We start from the raw sequence: 21,264 nt of genomic DNA, 5'->3' as shown, positions 1-21,264 counted from the left end.
GTGTCGCCGATGCGTCAGCCTGTCATGTCGCATCGACCCTCGCTGGCACGATAGCCAGGCGCTGCCGGCACGTCTTGCGTCAATTGGCTCCTGCCTGCCGTGCAACGGACGGTGCTCACCCCGCCGGATCCATATATGCACAGTGCTAATCGCTATTTCCAGAAAAGCGGCGCGGACTTTATGGCGGCGGCCAGGCCGGGCGCGATCTTCAACCCGATCAACTACCGGCTGGCCGCGCAGGAACTGGCGTTCATCCTGGAAGACGGCAAGGCCAAAGGCGCTGAACCCGCTCGCGAGGGCTTGATTCGGCCTCCGCTCGCGACGCATTCGCCTTTGCAGCGCGTTTCAGAAATGAAACATGTGTGGGCTGGCGGGCTTGCATCCGATGCTGACGTCCGGTGTTAGCCATCTGCTGTAGCCGCGTGGACAGAAGTTGCCTGACACGCAACCATTATTATTTTGCATTAATACTTTTGATCTAAAAGCGTCCCGCTGTCTCATCCTTAAATTGGATAGCCAGACTGCTTTTTGGCGCCACCGTAATCGGGAAACGGTCGGCAACATCGGAGTTCATGTCTCGTTGCCTGAACATGCCTGGTAATTCTTACGTCCACTCATCAGCAGGGAAAAAATTGCATTCCCTGCGCTCACCCTCCCTCTGACAGCACTTGGCTCCCGCGTTTGACATGGAATGCAAGCGGTGCGTCACGCGATGTGGCTCATGGTGCATTTGCGCGATGGCGGCCCTCGCGCCTGACTGCGTTGCAGCCTTATGACAGAGTCGCGCCGTCCGCTGGGATATCCTGTTTTTTTTAGAATAAAAGTCTTAAGAATCAATGGCTTGAAAAATATGGCATGGCTATTGCGGGCGGGCTCATTGCAGGTGCTCCCGTATCACCCAAAAAAACTGGCCAGAGCGCTTCGGTGCTGATGGCGCAGGCGCATGCAGCACGCATTTGTAAAAAATGCAATCCAGTGCGGGAACTCATTCCCTTGGGGCATGAGCGCATTTATCCCGCACATAAGAAAGAAAGCAGGGGAGAAAAATGACGAAGGTTCTTGCTGTATTCGGCACGCGTCCTGAGGCCATCAAGATGGCGCCTCTTGTTCATGCGCTGCGTGCGTCGCCGCACTTCGACCTGCGTGTCTGCGTCACCGGCCAGCACCGACAGATGCTGGATCAGGTTCTTAGCCTGTTCGATATCGTTCCGGATTATGACCTGAACCTGATCAGTATCGGACAGAGCCTCTCCCACATTACTACGCGGGTTCTTGCAGGCGTGGACGATGTCCTGGTCGACTACGGCCCGGATGTCGTGCTCGTGCATGGCGACACCACCACCACGCTCGGCGCCACGCTAGCCTCGTTCTACAGGCAGGTTTCCGTCGCGCACGTCGAGGCAGGATTGCGCACTGGCAATATGAGCGCACCCTGGCCCGAGGAAATGAACCGGCGCGTCACCGACGCTATTTCATCGTGGCACTTCGCCCCGACCTTGCAAGCGCAGAACAATCTGCTGGGCGAAGGCATCGATCCCATACGCGTCAGGCTGACTGGCAACACAGGGATCGACGCCCTCCTGCAGATCAAGCATCGACTGGAGACGAACGCAGCCCTGGCGGCGGGCATCGCTAAATACTATCCATTCCTTGACATGTCGCGCAGGCTCATCCTGGTGACAGGACACCGTCGCGAGAGTTTCGGCGCGCCTTTCGAGCGTTTCTGCACTGCGCTGCGCACGCTGGCGAACCGCCATGATGACATCCAGATCGTTTATCCCGTGCACCTAAACCCACGAGTGCGGGAGCCGGTGAACGCCATCCTGAGCAATCACCCGAATATCCATTTAATTGAACCACAGGACTACCTGCCCTTCGTTTTCCTGATGACGCGCGCCCACCTGATCGTTACGGACTCCGGTGGCATTCAGGAAGAAGCGCCGGCGCTTGGTAAACCGGTCCTGGTTACACGCGACACGACCGAGCGCCCCGAGGCCGTTGCCGCCGGGACAGCACGGCTTGTGGGCACGGATATCGACCGTATTCTCGCCACTACGGAATTGCTGCTTGAGAGCGAGGAAGAATACGCCGCGATGGCGCGTGCACACAATCCCTTCGGCGATGGGCGTGCCAGTGAACGCATCACCGCTGCGCTCCTGGGCGGGAACGACCACTTTGCCCCCGCCCCGGGTCACATCGGAACCATCGCGGCTTTCCCGTCAGGCGATCGCACAAGCGACGCCATCGAGATTCGGCCCGGCCTGCCTGCCGAGATTGTCGCTCCCAAGAAAACAACCAGGCGCCGGCGGCCCGGCCACCCCTCCGCGTCAGAGACCAACGAGTAAGAAAACAGTCTGGATCAGAGCAACAGGGAGCGAAGATGCATTCCATTGCACTCTGGGACGATTACCTTTCTTTTCTCGTCATCCTGGCTATTGTCACAGCTAGCGTGATTCTTGTCAGTACGCTGGATGACCTGTTCTTCGATCTTTACTACTGGACGTTTGCATTGTCTCGGAATCCGCCCGAACGATCATCGCACGCTACGGCGGACACCTCCCAGCTGAAAGACAAGGCAGAGGAATACCTTGCAATCATGGTCCCTGCCTGGCAGGAACATGACGTGATCGCCCAGATGGTCGAGAACACGCTGGACACCATCGACTACAAGCGCTACGTCCTCTTTATTGGTGCTTACCAGAATGATCCGCAGACTATCGCAGAGGTCGATCGCGTGGCACATCGCTATCCGGCAAAGGTGCATAAGGTGACCGTCGGCAACGACGGACCCACTTGCAAGGCGGATTGCCTGAACTGGATCATCCACGACATCCTGGAGTACGAACGCACACACAAGGTGCATTTCGCCGGCGTAGTCATGCACGATAGCGAGGATGTCATCCACCCGCTCGAGTTTAGCCTGTTCAACAACTTTGTCGGCGAGGCCGACCTCATACAGTTACCGGTACTTTCACTCGATCGGAAGTGGAATGACTTCGTAGCCGGCACCTATATGGACGATTTCAGCGAGTCTCACTCGAAGGACATCGTCGTGCGTGCCAACTTGAGCGGGCTTGTCCCTGGTGCCGGAGTTGCCTCCTGCTACAGCCGGCATGCCATAGAGACAATCACAAAGCACAATAGCGACAACCCGTTCAACACCACGACCCTGACGGAAGACTACGACTTCAGTTTTCGTATGCACGATCTCGGCATGCGGGAGTTGTTTGTCCATTGTCCCGTGACCTATACGGTCAAGCGCAGCTACCTGCGTGGCTTGTTGAACCGCGAGGTCAAGATCCGGAGCTATATCGGTGCCCGCGAGTACTTCCCTAGCAAATTCCGGGCCGCGTACCGCCAGCGTGCCCGCTGGATTCTCGGTATCGCGTTTCAGGGCTGGCAGCAACTTGGATGGCGCGGCAGTCTTAGCACGAAGTACCTTTTTTTCCATGACAGGAAGACATTGGTGACATCGTTCTTCAGCGTCGCCGCCTATGCGATCACCGCGAACTTCGCTGCCGTCGGATTGCTGCAAGGCGCTGGCTACGTGACGGTTGCACATGGCGATTCCACGCAAGGGCTCGCGGTGCTGGCCCCCATTGTCGTCATCAATGGCGTGCTTTTCGCCAACCGGGTTGCGCAGCGCGTGTATTTTGTCTCAAAACTCAACGGAATCGAGCACGGATTGCTCGCCATCCCACGGATCGCGGTCAATAACTTCATCAATTTCTTTGCTGCGTGCCGCGCCTGGAAGGTCTTTGTGCTGCATCTGGTGACAAAGAAGCCGATCGCCTGGGACAAGACCAGCCACACTTATCCGACCAGCGTGGAAGCTGGCGAGCGCAGGCGCACGCTTCCCGAAATCCTGATTGCCAAGGGGGCAATCGACATCAAGCGCCTGGAGCAGCTTTGCAGCCTGCAGGCGCAGAGCGGACGTTCGCTTGATCAAATCCTGCTGGAACAGCAATGCGTCGACGCGAACATACTGGCCGACGCCATTGCCGAGGCATCCGCGCTGCCGCGGATCAGCCTCGTCGATAGGGAAATACCCTGCCAGTTGTTTGTCGGCAGCTTCCCGGAAGACGTTGCATTGCAGTATAAGGTGGTGCCGTTCTCGTACGGTATCGACGTCGGGCTCTGTCTCGCGACCTACGCGCCTCCGGACCAGGCGGCGCTCAGCGCAATCGGCGCCGCCGCTAACGCCGAGGTCAAGTATTTCATCGCAGGCGCGCACGAGGTGATTGCCGCCCTGGAAATCCGCCAGGTGCAGCATCAACGAAAGGTTTCCACCCTCACAACCGCTTCCTTCGCGGCACCGGCTCCCGGGAGTTCCTCCCCCGCCAGCCCTGAAAAAGGGGTGGATTCGTCCCACTTGCAATCTACATCGCTACCACGGAATATTGGCGTCGGAAATAACAACCCGGAAACGCCATGAACCATTCCCGCCGGTCAACGTTCTTCCGCCCGGGGCGCTCCGCCCTGATCCTCGCCACGCCGCTCCTGATGACAATGAGCCTTGGCGCAAACGCTCAGGCCACGGCAGAACCATCGGGGCAGTCCCAGGATCCCCCTGCTTCCAGCATGGATTCACAGGCATATCGCCTGGCGGAACGCGCCTACAAGCTGGCTGAAACCGAAGACATTGACGGCGCCAGGAAGGCCGTGGAAGCGTCCCTGGCCCTGGAGCCCAATAACCGCGACCGCGAGTCGCTGCGGCTGAACCTGCTGGTCCGGGCAAACCTGCTCGCCGAAGCACGCACCTATGCGGAATTCTTGCTGCAGAAGTATCCCGACGATCCAAAGATCCACGCCCAACGCGCGTTCCTTGCCCAGCGCCAGCAGGACTTCACGCTGGCGTCCGAACAGTTTGCCGAAGCGTTGCGGCTTGGGGGATGGAACAGTACCGAAGTACGCAATCTGCGCCTGGCATGGGCCGACAGCGAAATGAGTGCCGGGCGCCCCAGACAGGCGCTGGAAGCCATCGAACCGCTTGCATCGCAGAAGGAGTTCGCCGGTGACAGCGAGGTGCAGTCACGCGTCGAACAGGCCAAGCGCGCAATCGAGGCAGAGCAGAACCGTTCCCAGGCCCCCAACAAACTGGATCAAGCTTACGAGCAAATGCGGCAGCACGATGACAAGCAAGCGTTGGAACTGTTCCAGGGCAGTTTTGCGGCAGGATATGGCAATGCCGGCAATCTGGCCGATGCAGCCTATGCTGCCAAACGCCTGGGTGACAATAAAACGGCTATCGACCTCTTCAAACGCAGCCTGGCAGCAGGCGAAGGCGATGTGTCATTCGATCCTGAGCGTAGATTCGGCTATCGCCGCGAGGTCGAGACCCTTCAGCGGCAATGGGGTTTCGTGCTCAGCGCTCCGTACCAGGCCAGCGGGTTCAATCCGCAAAGTAGCGTGGAAAACCTGCAGACTGGTATCGAAGCCTATTGGCAGCCGCCGGATATCGGGTATCGCGACGGCCGTATCTTCCAGGTCTTCACCCGTGCCTACGGCACTGTGTATGACGGCAAGGATGGCCCGACCGGCATGCCGACTGTCCAGGGCGCGGTTGGCGCCCGCTACAAGCCCGTGCGCGACATGAACCTTGTCTTCACCACCGAGCGGCTGTTTCGCATCGGGCACTTGTCAACCGACGACTGGCTCATGCGGATAGGTTACTCCAACGACCGCGGCATCGATCTGAAGCCGGTCGGTGCGCCTTGGCAAACATGGCAGATCTACACCGAAGGCGCGTACTTCCTGCAGGCCGGCCGCTTCATCCTGAGTGGTGAGCTGCGGTATGGCCAAAGCCGGCGCGTGGCGACGGTCAGCGAAAGAATGGTGTTTTACCCCCATCTGGTGCTGGCCGGCGACCACGACAACCGGGCGCTGACACAAACCGCACTTGGCATCGGGCCTGGCATTGCGTTCCGTTACTGGTTTCGCGAAACGCGCGACAGTGCGCCGGCGAGCTGGCTCGACGTCAGCATCCAGTATCGATTTCGACTCACTTCAGCGGAAAGGGCCGAGGGTCTCGTCACTCGCCTGATCCTCTGGTTTTAGGGAGATGCGCCTAGCGATGAAAGTATCCCCCTAGTGAACAGGTCGTCGTACAGCATAGATGTGTCATTCGACGGCTTAGGATCGATGTCCGCGATACGGGCCCTCGACGTCGAAACCGATGATTGGAATACCCAGGCCGGGCAGCCCGTTCAAGGGCTTGAATCCAGCCTCTTTATGCAGCGCAAGGAGACCATCATGACAAATCTACGCAGCACGGCGACCCGAATAAAACTACTTCTCATGGCAGGCGCTGTCTCGCTCGGCTGCGCGGCGGGGACAACTCATGCGCAGTCCAGTACCACCCCGGCAGCGCAAACCGCTACTCAGATTGACTCGATGAACAGCGCGCTGAATGCCGATTCGAGCAAGAATGACAAGGGTTCCAAGAAGCGCGTTACCCCTCCCCCACGTCCGCCCTACCTTACCTCGATCGAGCCCGGCGTTCCTGCGGAGCAGATGAAGAAAATGGAACATGGGCATAGGCATGGCGGCTACAACCAGGGCAAGTTCGATAGCGCCACTGGTGGATTCACGAGGGACTGAGGGGACTATCATGAGAAAACTACTGATCGCGATTACGCTGGTACTAGGCATATTCTGTTTCGGCGCAACGCAGCAAACCGCCAGCGCACAGACGGGAACAGGGCCGATCAGCGCCCTGGTCCTCTACGATGCACCGCCCAACGACGCGTATAGCAAACTGGGGCAGGCCTACGCCATCATGCTGGGTAATCTGCTCGGCCACTTTGACGGCACTGTCACGCTTAAGCCCGTGGACCAGTACACGGCAGGGATGGTGGAGAACTACCAGGCCACCTTCTATCTCGGCGCCTACTATGACAATCCCGGCGTGCCTGCGGCGTTCCTGAGCGATGTCACCACGACGCAGAAGACAGTCGTCTGGTTCAAATACAACCTCTGGCAGGCCGCATGGAACGCCACGTATCCGTTCACGCAGCGCTACGGTATCTCGTTCAGCGGATTGAGAGGGCTTGATTCCTCGCCGTCCTCCAGCAATCCGACGCCGGGATTTTTCGACACGGTGATCTATAAGAATAAAAACCTCCTCAAGTATTTCGACTTCAATGCCGCTACTGGCGTCGTACGCGCGGATCCCGACGTTGGTGTGACGGCAGTCACCGATGCGACCAAGGCGCAAGTGCTGGTCAGTATCATGGACAGCAAGACGAACGAGCAAGTGCCATACATCATCCGCTCCGGCAATTTCTGGTACGTGGCTGACATGCCCTTCTCGTTCATCGGCCCCCGTGATCGCTACCTGGTCCTCTGCGACATGCTCTTCAGCATGGTGAACCGTGCGAGCACGCCTGGTCACAAAGCCCTGGTAAGGCTGGAGGACGTGGGTGCGCTGGTGAGTGTAAGCACCATGAGGACACTCTCGGACTACCTCGTCGGGCAGCACATACCGTTCTCGGTTGCCACCATCCCGCACTACCGTGATCCGCTGGGCATATATAACGGCGGAGTCGCGCAAGACATCCCCTTTGCGCAAGCAACGGGCCTGAAGAGCGCGCTCAGATACGCGGTGGCTCGCGGCGGGAAAATCGTGATGCATGGTTTTACGCACCAATACAACTCCATGCGAAACCTTAACACGGCTGTCAGCGGCGACGATTTCGAGTTCTGGAATGCTGTCGCAAATACCCCGGTCGCCGAGGATTCGATACAGTGGGCGGGAGGCCGCCTGGACAGCGGACGTCTGGAGCTGGTCGCCGGTGGTTTTACCCCATTCGCCTGGGAAGCGCCGCACTATCAGTCCTCGCCGCTCAGTATCAAGGCCGTGCCTTCGCGGTTCCCCACGACCTATCAGCGGGTGGTCTACTACACGTCAGACAATCCGACGACCTTGAACTCCACGGCAATCAATCGTGATTTTTCCGTTGGGCAATTCTTCCCCTACCTCATCAAGAAAGACTATTACGGCCAGAAAGTCATTCCGGAGAATCTCGGTAATATCGAGTACAACATCTGCAATATTGATCCCACTTCGTGCCTGACGTACACGTGGCAGGATCTTTATCTCAATGCGCAATATGCACTACTCGTGCAGGACAGCGTAGCGTCCTTCTTCTTCCACCCATTCTGGCTCGAACCTGATGTCGGCACGCCGGGATTCGCGGATTTCAAGAGCCTTGTCCAGGGGATCACACAGCTCGGATATACGTGGGCGGATGCCAGTACCTTCTAAGGTAATAACATGGAGCAGTAGCGGGTGGCTTGCGGTACTGCTCCTCCCTTCCCCACGCCCAAGCCGAGTCTGATTCTTTATATATCGATGCAGGGAGATAATATCGACGTGGCATAAGGGCCGTTTTCATCGGCCCGACACATTGCCGCGCCTGAGATGACATCGAATTGATCCGCGATCTCTGTTGCTTACTTGCCGCAATCCGTCCCATGTAGGCACCGCGATGCCTGCGGGCAGCGTGCGTGGGTAGCCGAACGGCAGATGATCGGTGTGGATCATCTGCTTAAGGACTTGAGGAGTATTACCATGTGTGGCATTGTCGGCGCAATTGCGCAAGGTAACGTGACTACTGCTCTGCTGGAGGGACTGCGGCGGCTCGAATACCGTGGCTACGATTCCTGCGGAATCGCAGTGCTCAAGGAAGGAAGACCACAGCGGCTGCGCAGTGTGTCTCGCGTGGCCAGCCTAACCGAACAGGTAGCGGAGACGGGCTTGTCCGGCACCTTGGGCATCGCCCATACCAGGTGGGCAACCCATGGCGCACCGGCCACCTGCAACGCCCATCCCATTTTCTCCTGCGGTGAGATTGCGCTTGTTCACAACGGCATCATCGAGAATCACGAAGCACTACGCAAATCCTTGAGCGAGCGCGGCTATGCCTTCGAGTCTCAGACGGATACCGAAGTCATTGCCCACCTGGTTCACTATCACTATCACCAGGAACAAGGTGCCAGTCTGCTCGATGCTGTCCGGCGCACCGTGGCGGAGTTGCATGGCGCCTATGCCATTGCGGTATTCACATTCGACCAGCCGGACATGGTGATCGGGGCTCGTGGCGGCTCACCACTGGTGGTGGGGTTGGGGGAAGACGGCAACTATCTTGCGTCCGACGCGATGGCGCTGGCTGGCAGTGCGAATCGCTTCATCTACCTTGAAGAAGGCGATATGGTCGCCTTGTCGCGCGCCGACATCACGATCCTCAACCGGGACGGAGTCGTCGTCGCGCGGGAAGTCAGGGAACTGGACACATGGAATGGAGCGGTGGAGCTTGCTCCCTACCAGCACTACATGCAGAAAGAGATTTTTGAGCAGCCAGCCGTTATCGCAGATCGCACGGAGCATCTTGAATCGATTGGCCCCGAACTCTTCGGGGTTGCCGCCGAGAGTGCGCTGAGCCAGATCGACTCCCTGCGCCTGCTGGCTTGCGGTACGAGCTACCATTCCGCGCTGACAGCGAAATACTGGTTCGAATCGATTGCGAGATTACCGACCCAGGTGGAGTTCGCCAGCGAGTATCGCTACCGGGACAGCGTACCGAATCCCAACACGCTCGTGGTCGTGGTTTCGCAGTCTGGCGAGACGGCAGACACGCTCGCGGCGCTCAAGCATGCGCAGTCCCTGGGGCACGGGCACACGCTTGCGATATGCAACGTGCCGGATAGCGCCATCGTGCGGCAAGCCGGAATGCACTACCTGACGCGAGCGGGCGCCGAGATAGGCGTTGCCTCCACTAAGGCGTTTACGACGCAGCTGGTTGGGCTCTTCCTGCTGGCCGTCACATTGGCAAAGCAACGCGGGAGGATCGATCCCACACAGGAGCAGGCCATCCTTGCACAATTGCGCAGCCTGCCGGCTTCGATCATCAGGGTGCTTGCGCTCGAGCCACTGATCATGTCCTGGGCGGACGTCCTTGCGCAAAAGGAGAATGCGCTCTTTCTGGGCCGGGGCGTGCATTTTCCCATCGCCCTGGAGGGGGCATTGAAGCTCAAGGAGATTTCGTACATCCACGCCGAGGCCTATGCGGCGGGTGAACTGAAACATGGGCCTTTGGCGCTGGTGACCGACCAGATGCCGGTTGTGACCATCGCCCCCAACGATACGTTGCTGGAGAAGCTCAAGTCCAACATGCAGGAGGTCCGGGCGCGTGGCGGCGAACTGTACGTCCTTGCCGATTCAGACACCATGATTGGTTCCTCGGATGGCGTAAATGTCATTCGCATGCCGGAGAACTACGGCCTGCTCTCGCCTGTCCTTCACGTCGTGCCTCTGCAGTTGCTGGCGTATCACACAGCCTGCAGGCGCGGCACCGACGTCGACAAGCCACGGAACCTGGCCAAATCTGTCACTGTTGAATAGAGGGAGATCAAGCCAGGGTGAAACCCTGGCTTCACTCTCATTGGGCATGTTCGGCACTTGTACCGATGGATCGAAGCTTGCAAGCGAGAGGGGTTTCGTGTCATTCACGCGTAAAAATCGGTGTGATCGATCCACCAGATCGTACTTGGGTATGCGACGCATTGCGCATAAGCATGACTATGTGCCCGAGATCGGGGCGGCGTCGATTCTCTCTGCGCGTCCCAGCATCGGGACCTTGCTTAGGGATTCAGTGCGGCTCGCGACCAAGACCCCACAATCGTGGTCGCTTTTCTGGATTGCATTTCAATGGTGCATCATTGTTGGCGAATGGGAGCTTGCCATAGCAATGCTTGAGCGATGCGCAATCTTGAAGCCTGAATTCATACCCTATTTCGATCGATACTGCGGTTGCGCCTTCGCGGAAGTTCAACGCGCTAACGTCTTCAAAGGCTCTGCCGATGAGCCATCCACGCACCCCGGCTCCCTGCCTGGCACGCAGGACCTGATCAAGGAGAGGCTTGCACTGATGCACGCAATAAACCGAAGCAGGCCAGTGCCGCCACTCTCCGTTCCCGAGGATGTAGTGCTCAAGCCATCGGAAATCCCGGGCGTGACCAACCTTGGCAAGTTTGGATGGTTGATCGATAGCGACTCTCGGCTTGGGCAGACCTGTGAGATTTTCCTTGGGGGGCGATACTTCTGGATACCGTTTGACATCATTTGCGAAGTCAACCTGGCCCCTGTCATGTCCCTGGTGGATCGGGTCTGGCGCCAGGTTATCGTGCGCCTCAGGAGCGGCGAAAGCTTCGTAGGACTGTTGCCCGCGCGCTATGTCGGCACGCAATTTGCCGACGATGACCTCAAGCTTGGCCAGACGACGCTATGGATTCAATTGGGGGGGGAGCTGCAGGCCGGACTCGGCGAGCGGCAGTTTCGCTGCGATCGGGGTGGTCAATGGCGTATTTCCCGCCTGACATTTATCCGCTTTGAAGCGCATGTCGGAGGCCGCAATGACTCGAACCTTCCGCACTAGCGAGAGGCTGATCATGAATGGATGCGGCGCTGCTGCACGGCTGTTCGGGGGCGGCTCGGCATTGATTGCTGCCAACCCGCCCCCAACCCGCCGTGATACCTATCTCGGAACCAGCACGGTCAGTGCCGTACTGCATCGTCCCGATACCTGGCCTGGAAGATCAATCAGATCAATTGGGCGCACGCAATGGCGAGATCGTCTTGCGCAGGAGTGCCCAATACGAACTGGTCTGGTAAGGGACCATCTGCTCGGCATAGTTCCACCAGAAATAGCCGCCGATGAATCGCGGATCGTTCAGCTGGTCGGCCATCGGGTAGTAGGTCGTAATCAGGCTCTGCTGGACGGAGGTCGGTGCATTGGTGCTGGAGGTGCCAATCTCGCCAAAGCCAACCTTGGCGTTCGGGAAGATCTTCTCAAGCAGCGCGAATTCCGACGCCCATTGCGGCTGCAGCCCCGTGCAATCCTGGTACGAATAGTAGCTGAGCAACGCATAGTCGGTCCCCTGCAGTACGCGCGACGGCAGGAAGGCTTGCGACCACGTGCGCCACGAGTCGGCGGGCTTCTCGTAGCAGTTGTTACCCTTGCCGTCGTCGTTGTAGTACAGCGTGACGGCCACCAGGCCGCCGGAGGCCTTCACGATATCGTAGGCGGAAGCAACCATTTGCCCGATCGCGGTCTCTTCAGCCTGCACTTGCGTGCGCGTCCCGGCCGGATGTGCGCGCAACCACTCGCCGTTGATCTCATTGGCGATTTCCCAGACGTCCACGGTTCCCGCGAGCCCTGTCACCAATTCCTTGGTTCTCGCCGTATACGTCGCCGCGTCCGTCGGGAAGTAATACGAATCCATGATTTCACCCATCACATAGGCAACGGAGTGCAACCTCACAAGGGCCTTGTAGTAGGAAGCCGCCGAAGTGCCGGGATCGAACACCACGCGCACCGTCGGCTTGTACGGCAGATTCGTCAGCGACGCCACGATGGCATCAAGGTTCGACAGGTCATCCAGCGTCACGCCATAGATGGGGGCTTTTGGCCTCGCCACCTGGCCGCTCGCGGCGCCCATGGACAGTCCCGCTGCCAGCGCAATGAACAGGGTCGCAGCGGTCCGCGTGCGCATTGCCGCAATCGCCACTTTCAATACTTGTAATGCTTTTCTCATCTATAAAGTTCCGTTCAGTCCACTATGCATCGCCAACCGGTGCATCGTGGACAAGTCAATTCCCCGGAATAGAAAAATGTGGGGTCGACCCGGATCCAATAGCAATTTCCGAACGTGATCAAGCCCCTTCCGGTGCTTGCATTCGGATAATTTCGTGCTTGATAGCTCGCTTGCTCTTGGCTTCCCGTGCACCAAAGATCTCGTGTCTTTATATGTGCAGTATGAGCAAAAGTGCTGTCATACGTCGTGTGAGTGACCCGGCACTATCGGCATGTGAGGCGGTCTGCGCAGTGGCAGCCACTCGGTTGTTCGTCGATTGCTGGAGTCCGGCGACATGATAACCGATTAACAAGGCTTACTTGGTTTGCATCCACCGCAGCGAGGTTTGGCGCAAGCGATTGTCGGGCAATCGGCAAGGCGTGGGGCGTCGCTCGTCGATGCTCGCACGAGGCCATCGCGGCTTGATTGGTTGCTAGTCGCACATAGGGTCGTGCCATCTGTGTGCGGTTGTCTTAAGCTGGCGTATATCGGCTGCGCCAAGGCTGAAGAGCACAGTCCTCGCGTTGCCGATGCGTGTGTCGAGGACATCGTTAGACCGTGATCGGCTGCACTACCGTTGGTGTCGATCCGGGCAGGAGGAATGGAAATGACCGCATGGCAATTTGGTCCTCAGTTTTCCGGTGGTGGTCCTACCCGCTTTCGTTTGTGGGCGCCCGACGCCGTTGCACAAGGTTGCCCGGTGCGCCTCGAAGTGCTTGGCCTTGGGCCGAGGCCGATGCACGAGTGCGGCAATGGCTGGCTTGAAGCGGAGGCACCATGCGGCCCTGGCAGCCGCTATTGGTTTCGCCTGGATGACGGCATCTCGGTTCCCGATCCGGCGTCGCGTGCGCAGGCCGTGGATGTCCATGGTGCAAGCATCCTTTGCGATGCCAGCGAGTATGCGTGGCGCAATTCAGAATGGCGCGGCCGCCCTATGGAAGCGGCTGTCATCCATGAACTGGACATCGGGCTCCATCGAAGCTTTGCGGATCTGCTAAACCACCTGCCTACGCTCGTGGCACGCGGATACAATGCGATCGGCCTGAAACCGCCATTGCAAAGTTCGCCCGCGAAAAAATTGCGTCACGCTCCACTGCCATTTGCCCCCGAGCGTTCATACGGTTGCCCGCATCATCTGCGTGCGCTGGTGGACCATGCCCACGGCCTTGGAATGATGGTGTTGATGGACCTCGTCTATGACCAATTCGGCTGTGAGGATAACCACCTTTTCCGTTATGCGAGCCCATTTTTTAAACGCGATGAATTAGGAAATTCCATTAATTTCCAGCAGTCCGAGGTGCGGCAATTTTTTACTGAAAACGCAATGTACTGGCTAACTGATTTCCGAATTGACGGCTTGCGCGTTCATTCGCTGGAGGGAGCGGCCGCGGATTGCTGGATTCGCGAACTCGCGGACACAGTCCGCGCCACGTTTCACAACGGGGGGCATGTGCATTTGGTGTGCGGAAACGCCTGAGGTGAATTGCGCAGCGCCAGCCAGGCATGCTGGTAGCCTGCGACGCGCGCTGCCTCCGGCAACGGCTACGCCATGCGCATGGGCGCAGTCTCTAAACCTTGAAACGTGGCCGCCGCGCCGGCTTGAGAGGTCTGGCCCTGGCCACACCCTGCCGCGCCGGCGTGCTACCGGCCCGCGCGGAATCCGCGTCCGCCTCCGCGCGGCTATCGAGCAGCTGCCGGTACTCAGCCAGAAGGCCATCCTGTTGCCTGACCCGCTCATCCAGCACCGCCGCCGCATTCGCCACCCGTGCAGCGTCTTCAGCCTGCCGTCTGGCACGCTCGGCGGCTTCCGCCAGCCTCTGCTGACCGGCCTTGCGCTCATTCTCAAGCAAGCGCTGCCCTTCCCTGGACGCTACGCGCGCGGCATCCAGTTCCAGCGCCATGCGCCGTTCGTTGGCGCCAAAGCGCTCGGACATGGTCTCGCGCTCCTTGTCCCAGGCGGCGCGCTGGCTCGCCGTATCGCGCAGCAGCGAGTCTTTTTCTTCATGTGAGCGTGCCAGCGTTGCACGCAGGGCTTCGCTGTCTGCCTGTTGCGCCAGCAACTGCGCCTCGGCACGGGCCGCGCGTTCGCTGGCTTCGTCGCGGGCGCGGGCCAGTTCGGCCAGGGCGCTGTCGGCGGCTTCCAGTCTGGCTTTGAGGATGGCGCGTTCCTGGGCGAGCGCGACCCGCTCCCCTTCCAGGGCTTCCTGCGCCTGCTGCATCGTGGCTTCCCGCGATGCAAAGCTGGCCGCTACGCTGGCCCTGGCTTCGGCCTGTGCCGCATCCCAAAGATAGCGTGCCGCTTGGTTCACCGGGTCCGGCAGGTTTGCGGGAGCGGCAAAGGCTTGCGGATCCTGCAATCGCGCGCCTAGCCCCGCGAACCACGCATCCAGGTGTGGACTGACGGTATTCGGTGAGCCTCTCCCCAGATGCAGCCGGATGCGTTCGATGGTGGGCCGCTGGCCAGCCAGCAGCAAGGCATCGGCGGCCTGCCAGACATCTTGTTGGGTGATGGAGCGGGAGCGCGTTGCGGCGGGCATGTTGGCAATTTGCATGGTCGGGCAAGTTTTTCGGCGAGTTCTGGTCGCGCCACTTAGATAAGGCTCGATAAGGAATAGTTATCGCGCCTTATCCGTTCTTGATGTATAATTTAATACAGCATACATCATATTTATTATGATCACTCGCAAATCGCAGCCGCTTCCGGGCAGTCCCGCCGAAAGCCAGCCCAAACGCCCCGAATCCTCCAGCCTGACGCCCGTTCATGCCGATTTTCCTGCGCCGCTTCACCCGTCCGAACTCGATCCGCTTGGCCGCCAGGCCGCCGAGGCGCTGTACCGCGAGGGAGAATCCGCCAACACCGTGGCCAGTTATCGTTCCGCCCTACGGTATTGGGCGGGCTGGTTCGCTCTGCGCTACGGCCAGCCGATCGCCCTTCCCTTGCTGCCGGCGGTCGTTATCCAGTTCGTGGTAGACCACGCCACCCGGTCCACACCGCAGGGGCCGGTGAGTGCGTTGCCGCCGGCGATCGATGCCGCGCTGGTGGCGCGCGGGCTCAAGGCGCGCGCCGGCCCACCCGCGCTGGCCACGCTGATGCACCGGCTGGCGGTCATCGCCAAGGCGCACCGGCTGGAGAACGCGGATAACCCTTGCGCGGACCCTGCCGTGCGTGAACTGGTATCGCGCACGCGGCGCGCTTACGCGAAGCGTGGCGAGCGCCCGGCGCGCAAGGCGGCGCTCACACGCGAACCCCTGTCCCGCCTGCTGGCAACCTGCGACGATTCGCTGATCGGCCTGCGCGACCGTGCCCTGCTGCTGTTTGCCTGGTCCAGCGGCGGCCGGCGGCGTTCGGAGGTGGCGGGCGCTACGCTGGCCAACCTCACACGCATCGCACCCGGGGAGTTCGTCTACCTACTGGGCTGGTCGAAGACCAACCAGGCCGGCGCGGATCTGCCGGACAACGACAAGCCGGTCATTGGCGCCGCGGGCGCGGCGCTGGAGGCGTGGCTGCAGGCGGCGGCGCTTAGCGAGGGCGCCATCTTCCGGCGTGTTCGCCGGGGGGGCCATGTTGGCGAGGCACTATCGGACGCCGCCGTGCGCAAAATCGTCAAGCAGCGTTGCGAGGCGGCAGGCCTGAAGGGCGACTTCTCGGCGCACTCGCTACGCTCAGGCTTTGTCACCGAGGCGGCTGCACGGCAGGTGCCGCTGGCAGAGACCATGGCCATGACCGGGCATACCAGCGTGGCTACGCTGGTGCGGTATTTCCGGGCGGCGGACGCGCGGCGCTCGACGGCGGCGGACCTGATCGGCGTGCCGGATCCAGGCCAGGAAGCGGGTCAAACCCAGGATGAAGGCGACAAGGACGCGCCGCGCTGAATTGCCGCCGGCCCGCTCCCAACCGCCGTGGTTCTGCGCGCTGGCGCAACAAGCGCTCAGCGTTTGCAGGCGGCTGGAAAAGGCTGCCACGCTGCTGTTCTTCGACCCGGATGGATTCAAGACCATCAATGACCGTTTCGGTCACGCGGAGGGCGACCGTGCCCTGTCCGCCTTCGCGGCGCAACTGCGCCACGCCCTGCGCGACTCCGACGTGGTTGGCCGGTTGGGCGGCGATGAGTTCGTGGCATTGCTCACCGGCACCGATGCCACCGTGTGCAGCGCCACGCTGTCACGCCTGGAGGCTGAGATGGCGGCGCTCAACAGGCACGCCGCCCGTGGCTATGCCATCGAGTTCAGCGTGGGAGCCATCCAGTTCGAGCCCGCGCGCCACGATGGCATCGCCGCGCTGTTTGCCGAGGCCGATGCCTCCATGTACGAGAACAAGGCTTTCCGGAAGGCTGGCCATCACCCGCAACCCATGGCGGAAGCCGGCCGGATTCAGTGATTTCGCAAACTATCCATCAGGGATGCCCCCGAGTGTGCGGGGCTGCCGCCAGCCTTGCTCACCTGCCTATACTGACTAGCGGGCCGCAAGGCGGCCCCCGCGCTCCAGGCCGAAAGAACAGGAACGGAACGCGAATAGAAATGGGAATAGGAGAAGGGATATGCCACACGAACAGTTCCTCGCCAAGCAGGAAGATCGCCGCAGTGGACTGCGCGCGTTGCGTGCCGCTCTGTTGAAAGTGCACAAGGAAGTGATCGCACTGAATCGCACGGAGTACGAGCGCTTGCATGGCCCGATCCCGGCTGGACTGTTCGTGCAGGTTGTGACCGAGGAGACCTATTTTCGCTGGCTCGATCCGCTGTCACGCTTGATTATCGAGATCGACGAAGAACTGGATGCGCCCGAGCACCATGATGAAACCTGCCGCGCGGTTGCCGCAGCCACCGAGAAGCTGTTCGGCCCCAACAGCGACCAGGCGTTTCGCGATCGCTACCAGCAAGCCCTGCAGGACGAGTCCGGCGTAATCGTCGCGCACGGGCAACTGATGAAGGTCGTCGCGCAGTTGCGGCAACTGGTCTAGGCACACGCGGCCCGGACGGCGCGGCGCGCCGGTTATTTGCGAGGCCGGGCCGGGCTCCCATGGTCCACCGAAATCGGGTCGCTCGCGGGAAAGGTCTCCCTGAGCGCTTCATCCAACTCGTCTTCCACATGGTCGTCCTTGCTGCCGGGCTCAGGTGCAACTTTGGGCGGTGGTGAAGCCGGCGGAGCCGGGGCGGCGGGCTTGCTCATTGTCTGGTCCTGGATGGGGTGGACTTTGATCTTAGAAGGCTTTCCGGGGGGATGCCAATCCTGGATGAGCACCGTGCCGGCCGACCAGGCCGGGCGCCAGGCCTCAGGTCGCGCGATAACGGTTGCGCACGTCGCGGATCAGGTCGTGGTTGCGCGGTACGCCTTGGTACTGGCCCTCCACCGGTGCGCAGGCTGACCCAGCCACGATGTAGTGCGCGCCGGCCACGCTGTACCGTGGCCATGCTTCGGTTCCCGCCAAGTCTTACTATAAAGTGGCAAATTAAGCGCTTTTATCGACTAAGTGACGCCAACCAAGGCAGCGCGACTGGCTTCCCGGAGATGTTCCGCCGGGCGCCGGGACCCACTCCGGAAAAATATCTTCAACTGAATCTTGTCCGCCCCACCCCGCGGATACTGCCGCCGCGGCCCTCGCGTGACCGCAAGCGTGGTTTTGCCACGCCAGTCGTGCGCGAGTGAACGAGGCGAACTCCCCGACACACGGCAGAATAGCTTGTCGGCGCATCACGAAACTCGAATTTCGAAAGACGTAACAGGCACCTCGCCCGCCCCGGAACATACATGCAAACAAAGGGCGCGGGCAGCGCCTGCATTGCCACGACCGGTCTTCGGCCATTTGGCCGAATTTTTTGTCGGAGTACCTCCTAGGGGAATGTAATGATCAATATGGACTCGGGTCGCCTGCAAACTAGCCGTACCTGCCACGCCGCCTCAGTGGCCGCCTGGCCGGAATTCGTCACCCAGCGGGTCGCGGGCCACGAGGTCGAGCGGGTACAAAAGCGCTGGGGCGGCAGCCATTTGCTGCACGGCCGGCAACCCGGACCGGATGCCGTCCATTTTTCCAGCAATGACTACCTTTGCCTGCTTGGCGAAGAGAAGCTGGTCAGGGCCCAGACCGCCGCGATGCGCGGGCCGGAGAGCGAACTGCTGATGTCGGCGGTCTTCCAGTACGGCGACAATCCCACCAGCCGGCTCGAGCGCAAGCTGGCGGCATTCAGCGGCGCGGAGGACAGCATCCTGTGCCAGTCAGGCTGGGCGGCCAATGTGGGGCTGCTGCAAAGCATCGCCAATGAACGCACGCCGGTCTATCTCGATATGCTGGCCCATATGTCGCTATGGGAAGGCGCCCACGCGGCGCGTGCGCGTGCCGTGCCGTTCATGCATAACGATGCCGAGCACGCCGAGCGCCAGATCAGCAAGGATGGCCCGGGCATCATCGTGGTGGATTCCGTCTACAGCACCAATGGCAGCCTTTGCCCGCTGGCCGATTTCGTGGAGGTGGCCGAGCGCACGGGCAGCGTGATCGTGGTCGACGAATCGCACTCGCTGGGCACCCATGGCCCGGCCGGCGCCGGGCTGGTCGCGCAGCTCGGGCTCTCGCGCCGGGTTCACTTCCAGACCGCCAGCCTGGCCAAGGCCTTCGGCGGCCGTGCCGGGCTGGTCACATGCCCTTCGTCGTTCAAGGGCTATTTCGCGGCGGAATCGCGCCCGGCCATTTTCAGCTCGGGCCTGCTGCAACATGAACTGGCCTGGTTTGACGCCGCCGCGGATTTCATTGCCGAGGCGGATGAACGCCGCACACAGCTGCACGCGGTCTCGGCGCAGGTGCGCAATGCCTTGTCCGGGCTGGGATACAACGTCTCGGCAGGGTCCGAGCAGATTATTGCGCTGGAATCCGGCACCGAGGAACAAACCCTGGTGCTGCGCAATGCCCTGCAATCGCGCGGCATCTTTGGCGCCGTGTTCTGCGCGCCGGCCACGGCGCGCGACCGCGCCCTGATGCGTCTGACCATGCACGCCTGCCTGACCGCCGTGGAAATCGAGCGGCTGATCCAGGTCTGCGCGGAAATCCGCGACGAGGTGAACCTGGCCGGCTGGCGTTCCTCCCAGCGCAAGCCGCGCGCGGCCGTGGCACGGCCGCCGATGGCCAGGCAGTCCGTGCTGCACGAGACGCTGGAAGCGCTGCACGGCACGGCCTGAGCGCCGGCGAGAGGCCGCCGCGTCCCGCGGTCCTCAGCCAGCGGTGCCTGCGCCTTCACGGCGCGGCGTGGCTGGCGGGAATTCGAGGACGAACTCCGTATATTCGTGCTCGACCGAGCTGCAGTGGATACGGCCATCCCAGGCTTCAAGCGTCTCCCTGCAGAACGCCAGGCCGATGCCCGTGCCCTCGTTGCGCGGGTAGGTATGGAAGCGCTTGAAGATGGACGACAGCTCGCGCTCCGGCACGCCTGTGCCAGTGTCGCGGAAGATCAGGCGGTTGCGCCGGGTGCCTAGCTCCATGTGCAGCCGGATCTCGCCGTGCCCTGCCCGCGCCAGCGCATGCAGGGCGTTCTTGAGCAGGTTGAACAGCACCATCACCATCAGCTTCTGGTCGGCGTGAATAGGGAAATCCGTCGACAGGTCGGCATGCACAAGGTCGCGCTGGCCAGGTTCGAAGGGATAGCGCGCCAGCGCCTCTTCGATCGCCTGGCCCAGCGGGAAATGCTCGCTGGGCCCTTGTTGCGCCTTGACCAGCAGCACGTCGATGCCGTGGTTCATGCGGTCGACCTCCAACTGGATGCGCGGCAAGGCATCCTTGAGCAAGCCGAAATGCGCACGCGGCAGGTTCAGCGAGTTCTCCGGCGTCTCGTTTTCCTCGTAAAAGCGGATCAGGCCTGGCAGGTAGCGGCCCATGCCCAGCGCGGTCGAGCCGATGCTGCGGATTGGCGTGCGCAGTTCGTGGGCAACGGTGCCTAGCGCAATCGCCATGCCGTCGAGTTTTTCCTGGATCAGGATGCGCTGGTCGATCTTGAGCACGGCGATGGTGCAGATGGTGAAGCCGATGATCGGCAGCTCCATCGGCCAGTTCACCGCCAGCAGCGCCGCGGGCGGCGGGGTGACGTAGTTGTAGACCAGCCAGGCCGTCGCCGTGCCCAGTAGCAGCGAGGTGGCGCCGCCCAGCCAGCCGCTGAAGTTGAACAGGATGATGACGGCAATCACGAGCGACTGGGACCAGACCAGGTTGCCGTGATTCATCAGATACATGTAGACGAAGAAGAACGACAGCGCGTACGTCAGCGTCACCCAAAAGTGCAACGGTAGCCACTTTTTTTCCCGCAAGTCGCGACTCACGATCAGTGGCAGGCACATCACCATCGCCACCAGCCGCAGGGTCAGGCTTTCATACGGCTGGGGGAAGACGAATTTCCAGACCACGTAGAAGGTCGGAAACCCGATGAAGGCGAGCCAGCCCAGCAGACGGATGCGCTTGACCTGCGCTGGTTGGCGGATGTCCAGATGAACTTCCCTGGCAAGCACCCGGCGCAGGCGCATCGCGCTTTCACCGCAACTGCGTTGAATCTGGGCAAGCATGTTGAGAACCGGCTAATGGCTGTGGATGGTGGCGCTGATACGAAAGTGTAGCCGGATAAATCGGTTAGCTTGCCGATTTTGTGCGCTTTTAGTTG

At 60.7% G+C, this 21,264-nt stretch carries 17 protein-coding genes; 14 read left to right on the top strand and 3 right to left on the bottom strand.

All coding sequences use genetic code 11. From position 1 onward, the window contains the following. The first annotated feature begins 135 nt into the window (after positions 1-135). From ACZY0R_RS00395 to ACZY0R_RS00355, 9 genes are all read left to right on the top strand, one after another. Entirely contained in the window at positions 136-405 is a 270-nt protein-coding gene (locus ACZY0R_RS00395; RefSeq protein ID WP_488856643.1) for a hypothetical protein, read from the top strand. Positions 406-855: 450 nt separating this feature from the next. Continuing rightward, positions 856-1,050: a hypothetical protein gene (locus ACZY0R_RS00390; protein WP_488856642.1), complete on the top strand. Its 195-nt coding sequence runs from the start codon at positions 856-858 to the stop codon at positions 1,048-1,050. Continuing rightward, a complete protein-coding gene (gene wecB / locus ACZY0R_RS00385) occupies positions 1,047-2,345 on the top strand; it encodes a non-hydrolyzing UDP-N-acetylglucosamine 2-epimerase (protein ID WP_488856641.1) in 1,299 nt (432 codons plus the stop codon). Before ACZY0R_RS00390 ends, wecB begins: the two co-directional genes overlap by 4 nt. 35 nt (positions 2,346-2,380) lie before the next feature. Next, positions 2,381-4,435, top strand: coding sequence for a glycosyl transferase family protein (locus tag ACZY0R_RS00380; protein WP_488856640.1), 2,055 nt, complete (start codon positions 2,381-2,383; stop codon positions 4,433-4,435). Next, positions 4,432-6,057, top strand: a complete 1,626-nt coding sequence (locus ACZY0R_RS00375) for a bacteriophage N4 adsorption protein A (protein ID WP_052685997.1) — start codon at positions 4,432-4,434, stop codon at positions 6,055-6,057. Before ACZY0R_RS00380 ends, ACZY0R_RS00375 begins: the two co-directional genes overlap by 4 nt. A gap of 60 nt (positions 6,058-6,117) precedes the next feature. Further along, positions 6,118-6,600, top strand: a complete 483-nt coding sequence (locus ACZY0R_RS00370; protein WP_488856639.1) for a hypothetical protein — start codon at positions 6,118-6,120, stop codon at positions 6,598-6,600. A gap of 10 nt (positions 6,601-6,610) precedes the next feature. Next, on the top strand, positions 6,611-8,266 hold the full coding sequence (locus ACZY0R_RS00365; RefSeq protein ID WP_488856638.1) for a DUF2334 domain-containing protein: 1,656 nt from the start codon (positions 6,611-6,613) through the stop codon (positions 8,264-8,266). 306 nt (positions 8,267-8,572) lie between these two features. Next, entirely contained in the window at positions 8,573-10,402 is a 1,830-nt protein-coding gene (gene glmS, locus ACZY0R_RS00360) for a glutamine--fructose-6-phosphate transaminase (isomerizing) (protein ID WP_488856637.1), read from the top strand. A 151-nt stretch (positions 10,403-10,553) separates the two neighbouring features. Further along, complete coding sequence (locus tag ACZY0R_RS00355) at positions 10,554-11,435, top strand: type VI secretion system accessory protein TagJ (protein WP_488859456.1); 882 nt, start codon at positions 10,554-10,556, stop codon at positions 11,433-11,435. 169 nt (positions 11,436-11,604) lie between these two features. Here the strand turns inward: ACZY0R_RS00355 and ACZY0R_RS00350 are convergent, their stop codons facing one another. Further along, a complete protein-coding gene (locus ACZY0R_RS00350; protein ID WP_488856636.1) occupies positions 11,605-12,552 on the bottom strand; it encodes a hypothetical protein in 948 nt (315 codons plus the stop codon). A gap of 688 nt (positions 12,553-13,240) precedes the next feature. On the opposite strand from ACZY0R_RS00350, the gene ACZY0R_RS00345 reads away from it, so the two are divergent. Next, positions 13,241-14,110, top strand: coding sequence for an alpha-amylase family protein (locus ACZY0R_RS00345; RefSeq protein ID WP_488856635.1), 870 nt, complete (start codon positions 13,241-13,243; stop codon positions 14,108-14,110). 91 nt (positions 14,111-14,201) lie between these two features. Here ACZY0R_RS00345 and ACZY0R_RS00340 read toward each other — a convergent pair whose 3' ends face one another. Continuing rightward, the gene (locus ACZY0R_RS00340) at positions 14,202-15,170 is read right to left on the bottom strand and encodes a DNA-binding protein (RefSeq protein ID WP_488856634.1); all 969 of its coding nucleotides are present in this window, start codon (positions 15,168-15,170) and stop codon (positions 14,202-14,204) included. 136 nt (positions 15,171-15,306) lie between these two features. On the opposite strand from ACZY0R_RS00340, the gene ACZY0R_RS00335 reads away from it, so the two are divergent. The 4 genes from ACZY0R_RS00335 (at position 15,307) to cqsA (ending at position 19,798) form a co-directional block, all read left to right on the top strand. Continuing rightward, positions 15,307-16,506 (top strand): site-specific integrase, encoded by a 1,200-nt coding sequence (locus tag ACZY0R_RS00335; protein ID WP_488856633.1) that lies wholly within the window; start codon positions 15,307-15,309, stop codon positions 16,504-16,506. Then, positions 16,478-17,011, top strand: coding sequence for a GGDEF domain-containing protein (locus ACZY0R_RS00330; RefSeq protein WP_488856632.1), 534 nt, complete (start codon positions 16,478-16,480; stop codon positions 17,009-17,011). The genes ACZY0R_RS00335 and ACZY0R_RS00330 overlap by 29 nt, the downstream gene beginning before the upstream one ends. A 160-nt stretch (positions 17,012-17,171) precedes the next feature. Continuing rightward, positions 17,172-17,591 (top strand): hypothetical protein, encoded by a 420-nt coding sequence (locus tag ACZY0R_RS00325; RefSeq protein WP_488856631.1) that lies wholly within the window; start codon positions 17,172-17,174, stop codon positions 17,589-17,591. 884 nt (positions 17,592-18,475) lie between these two features. Then, the gene (gene cqsA / locus ACZY0R_RS00320) at positions 18,476-19,798 is read left to right on the top strand and encodes an alpha-hydroxyketone-type quorum-sensing autoinducer synthase (protein ID WP_488856630.1); all 1,323 of its coding nucleotides are present in this window, start codon (positions 18,476-18,478) and stop codon (positions 19,796-19,798) included. A gap of 33 nt (positions 19,799-19,831) precedes the next feature. Here the strand turns inward: cqsA and ACZY0R_RS00315 are convergent, their stop codons facing one another. After that, entirely contained in the window at positions 19,832-21,169 is a 1,338-nt protein-coding gene (locus tag ACZY0R_RS00315; protein WP_488856629.1) for a sensor histidine kinase, read from the bottom strand. Positions 21,170-21,264 lie beyond the last annotated feature (95 nt).

Source organism: Cupriavidus sp. F041, assembly GCF_057814235.1.
Note: the sequence above shows the minus strand (reverse complement) of the source record. Positions and strands in the feature narration are given on the sequence as shown.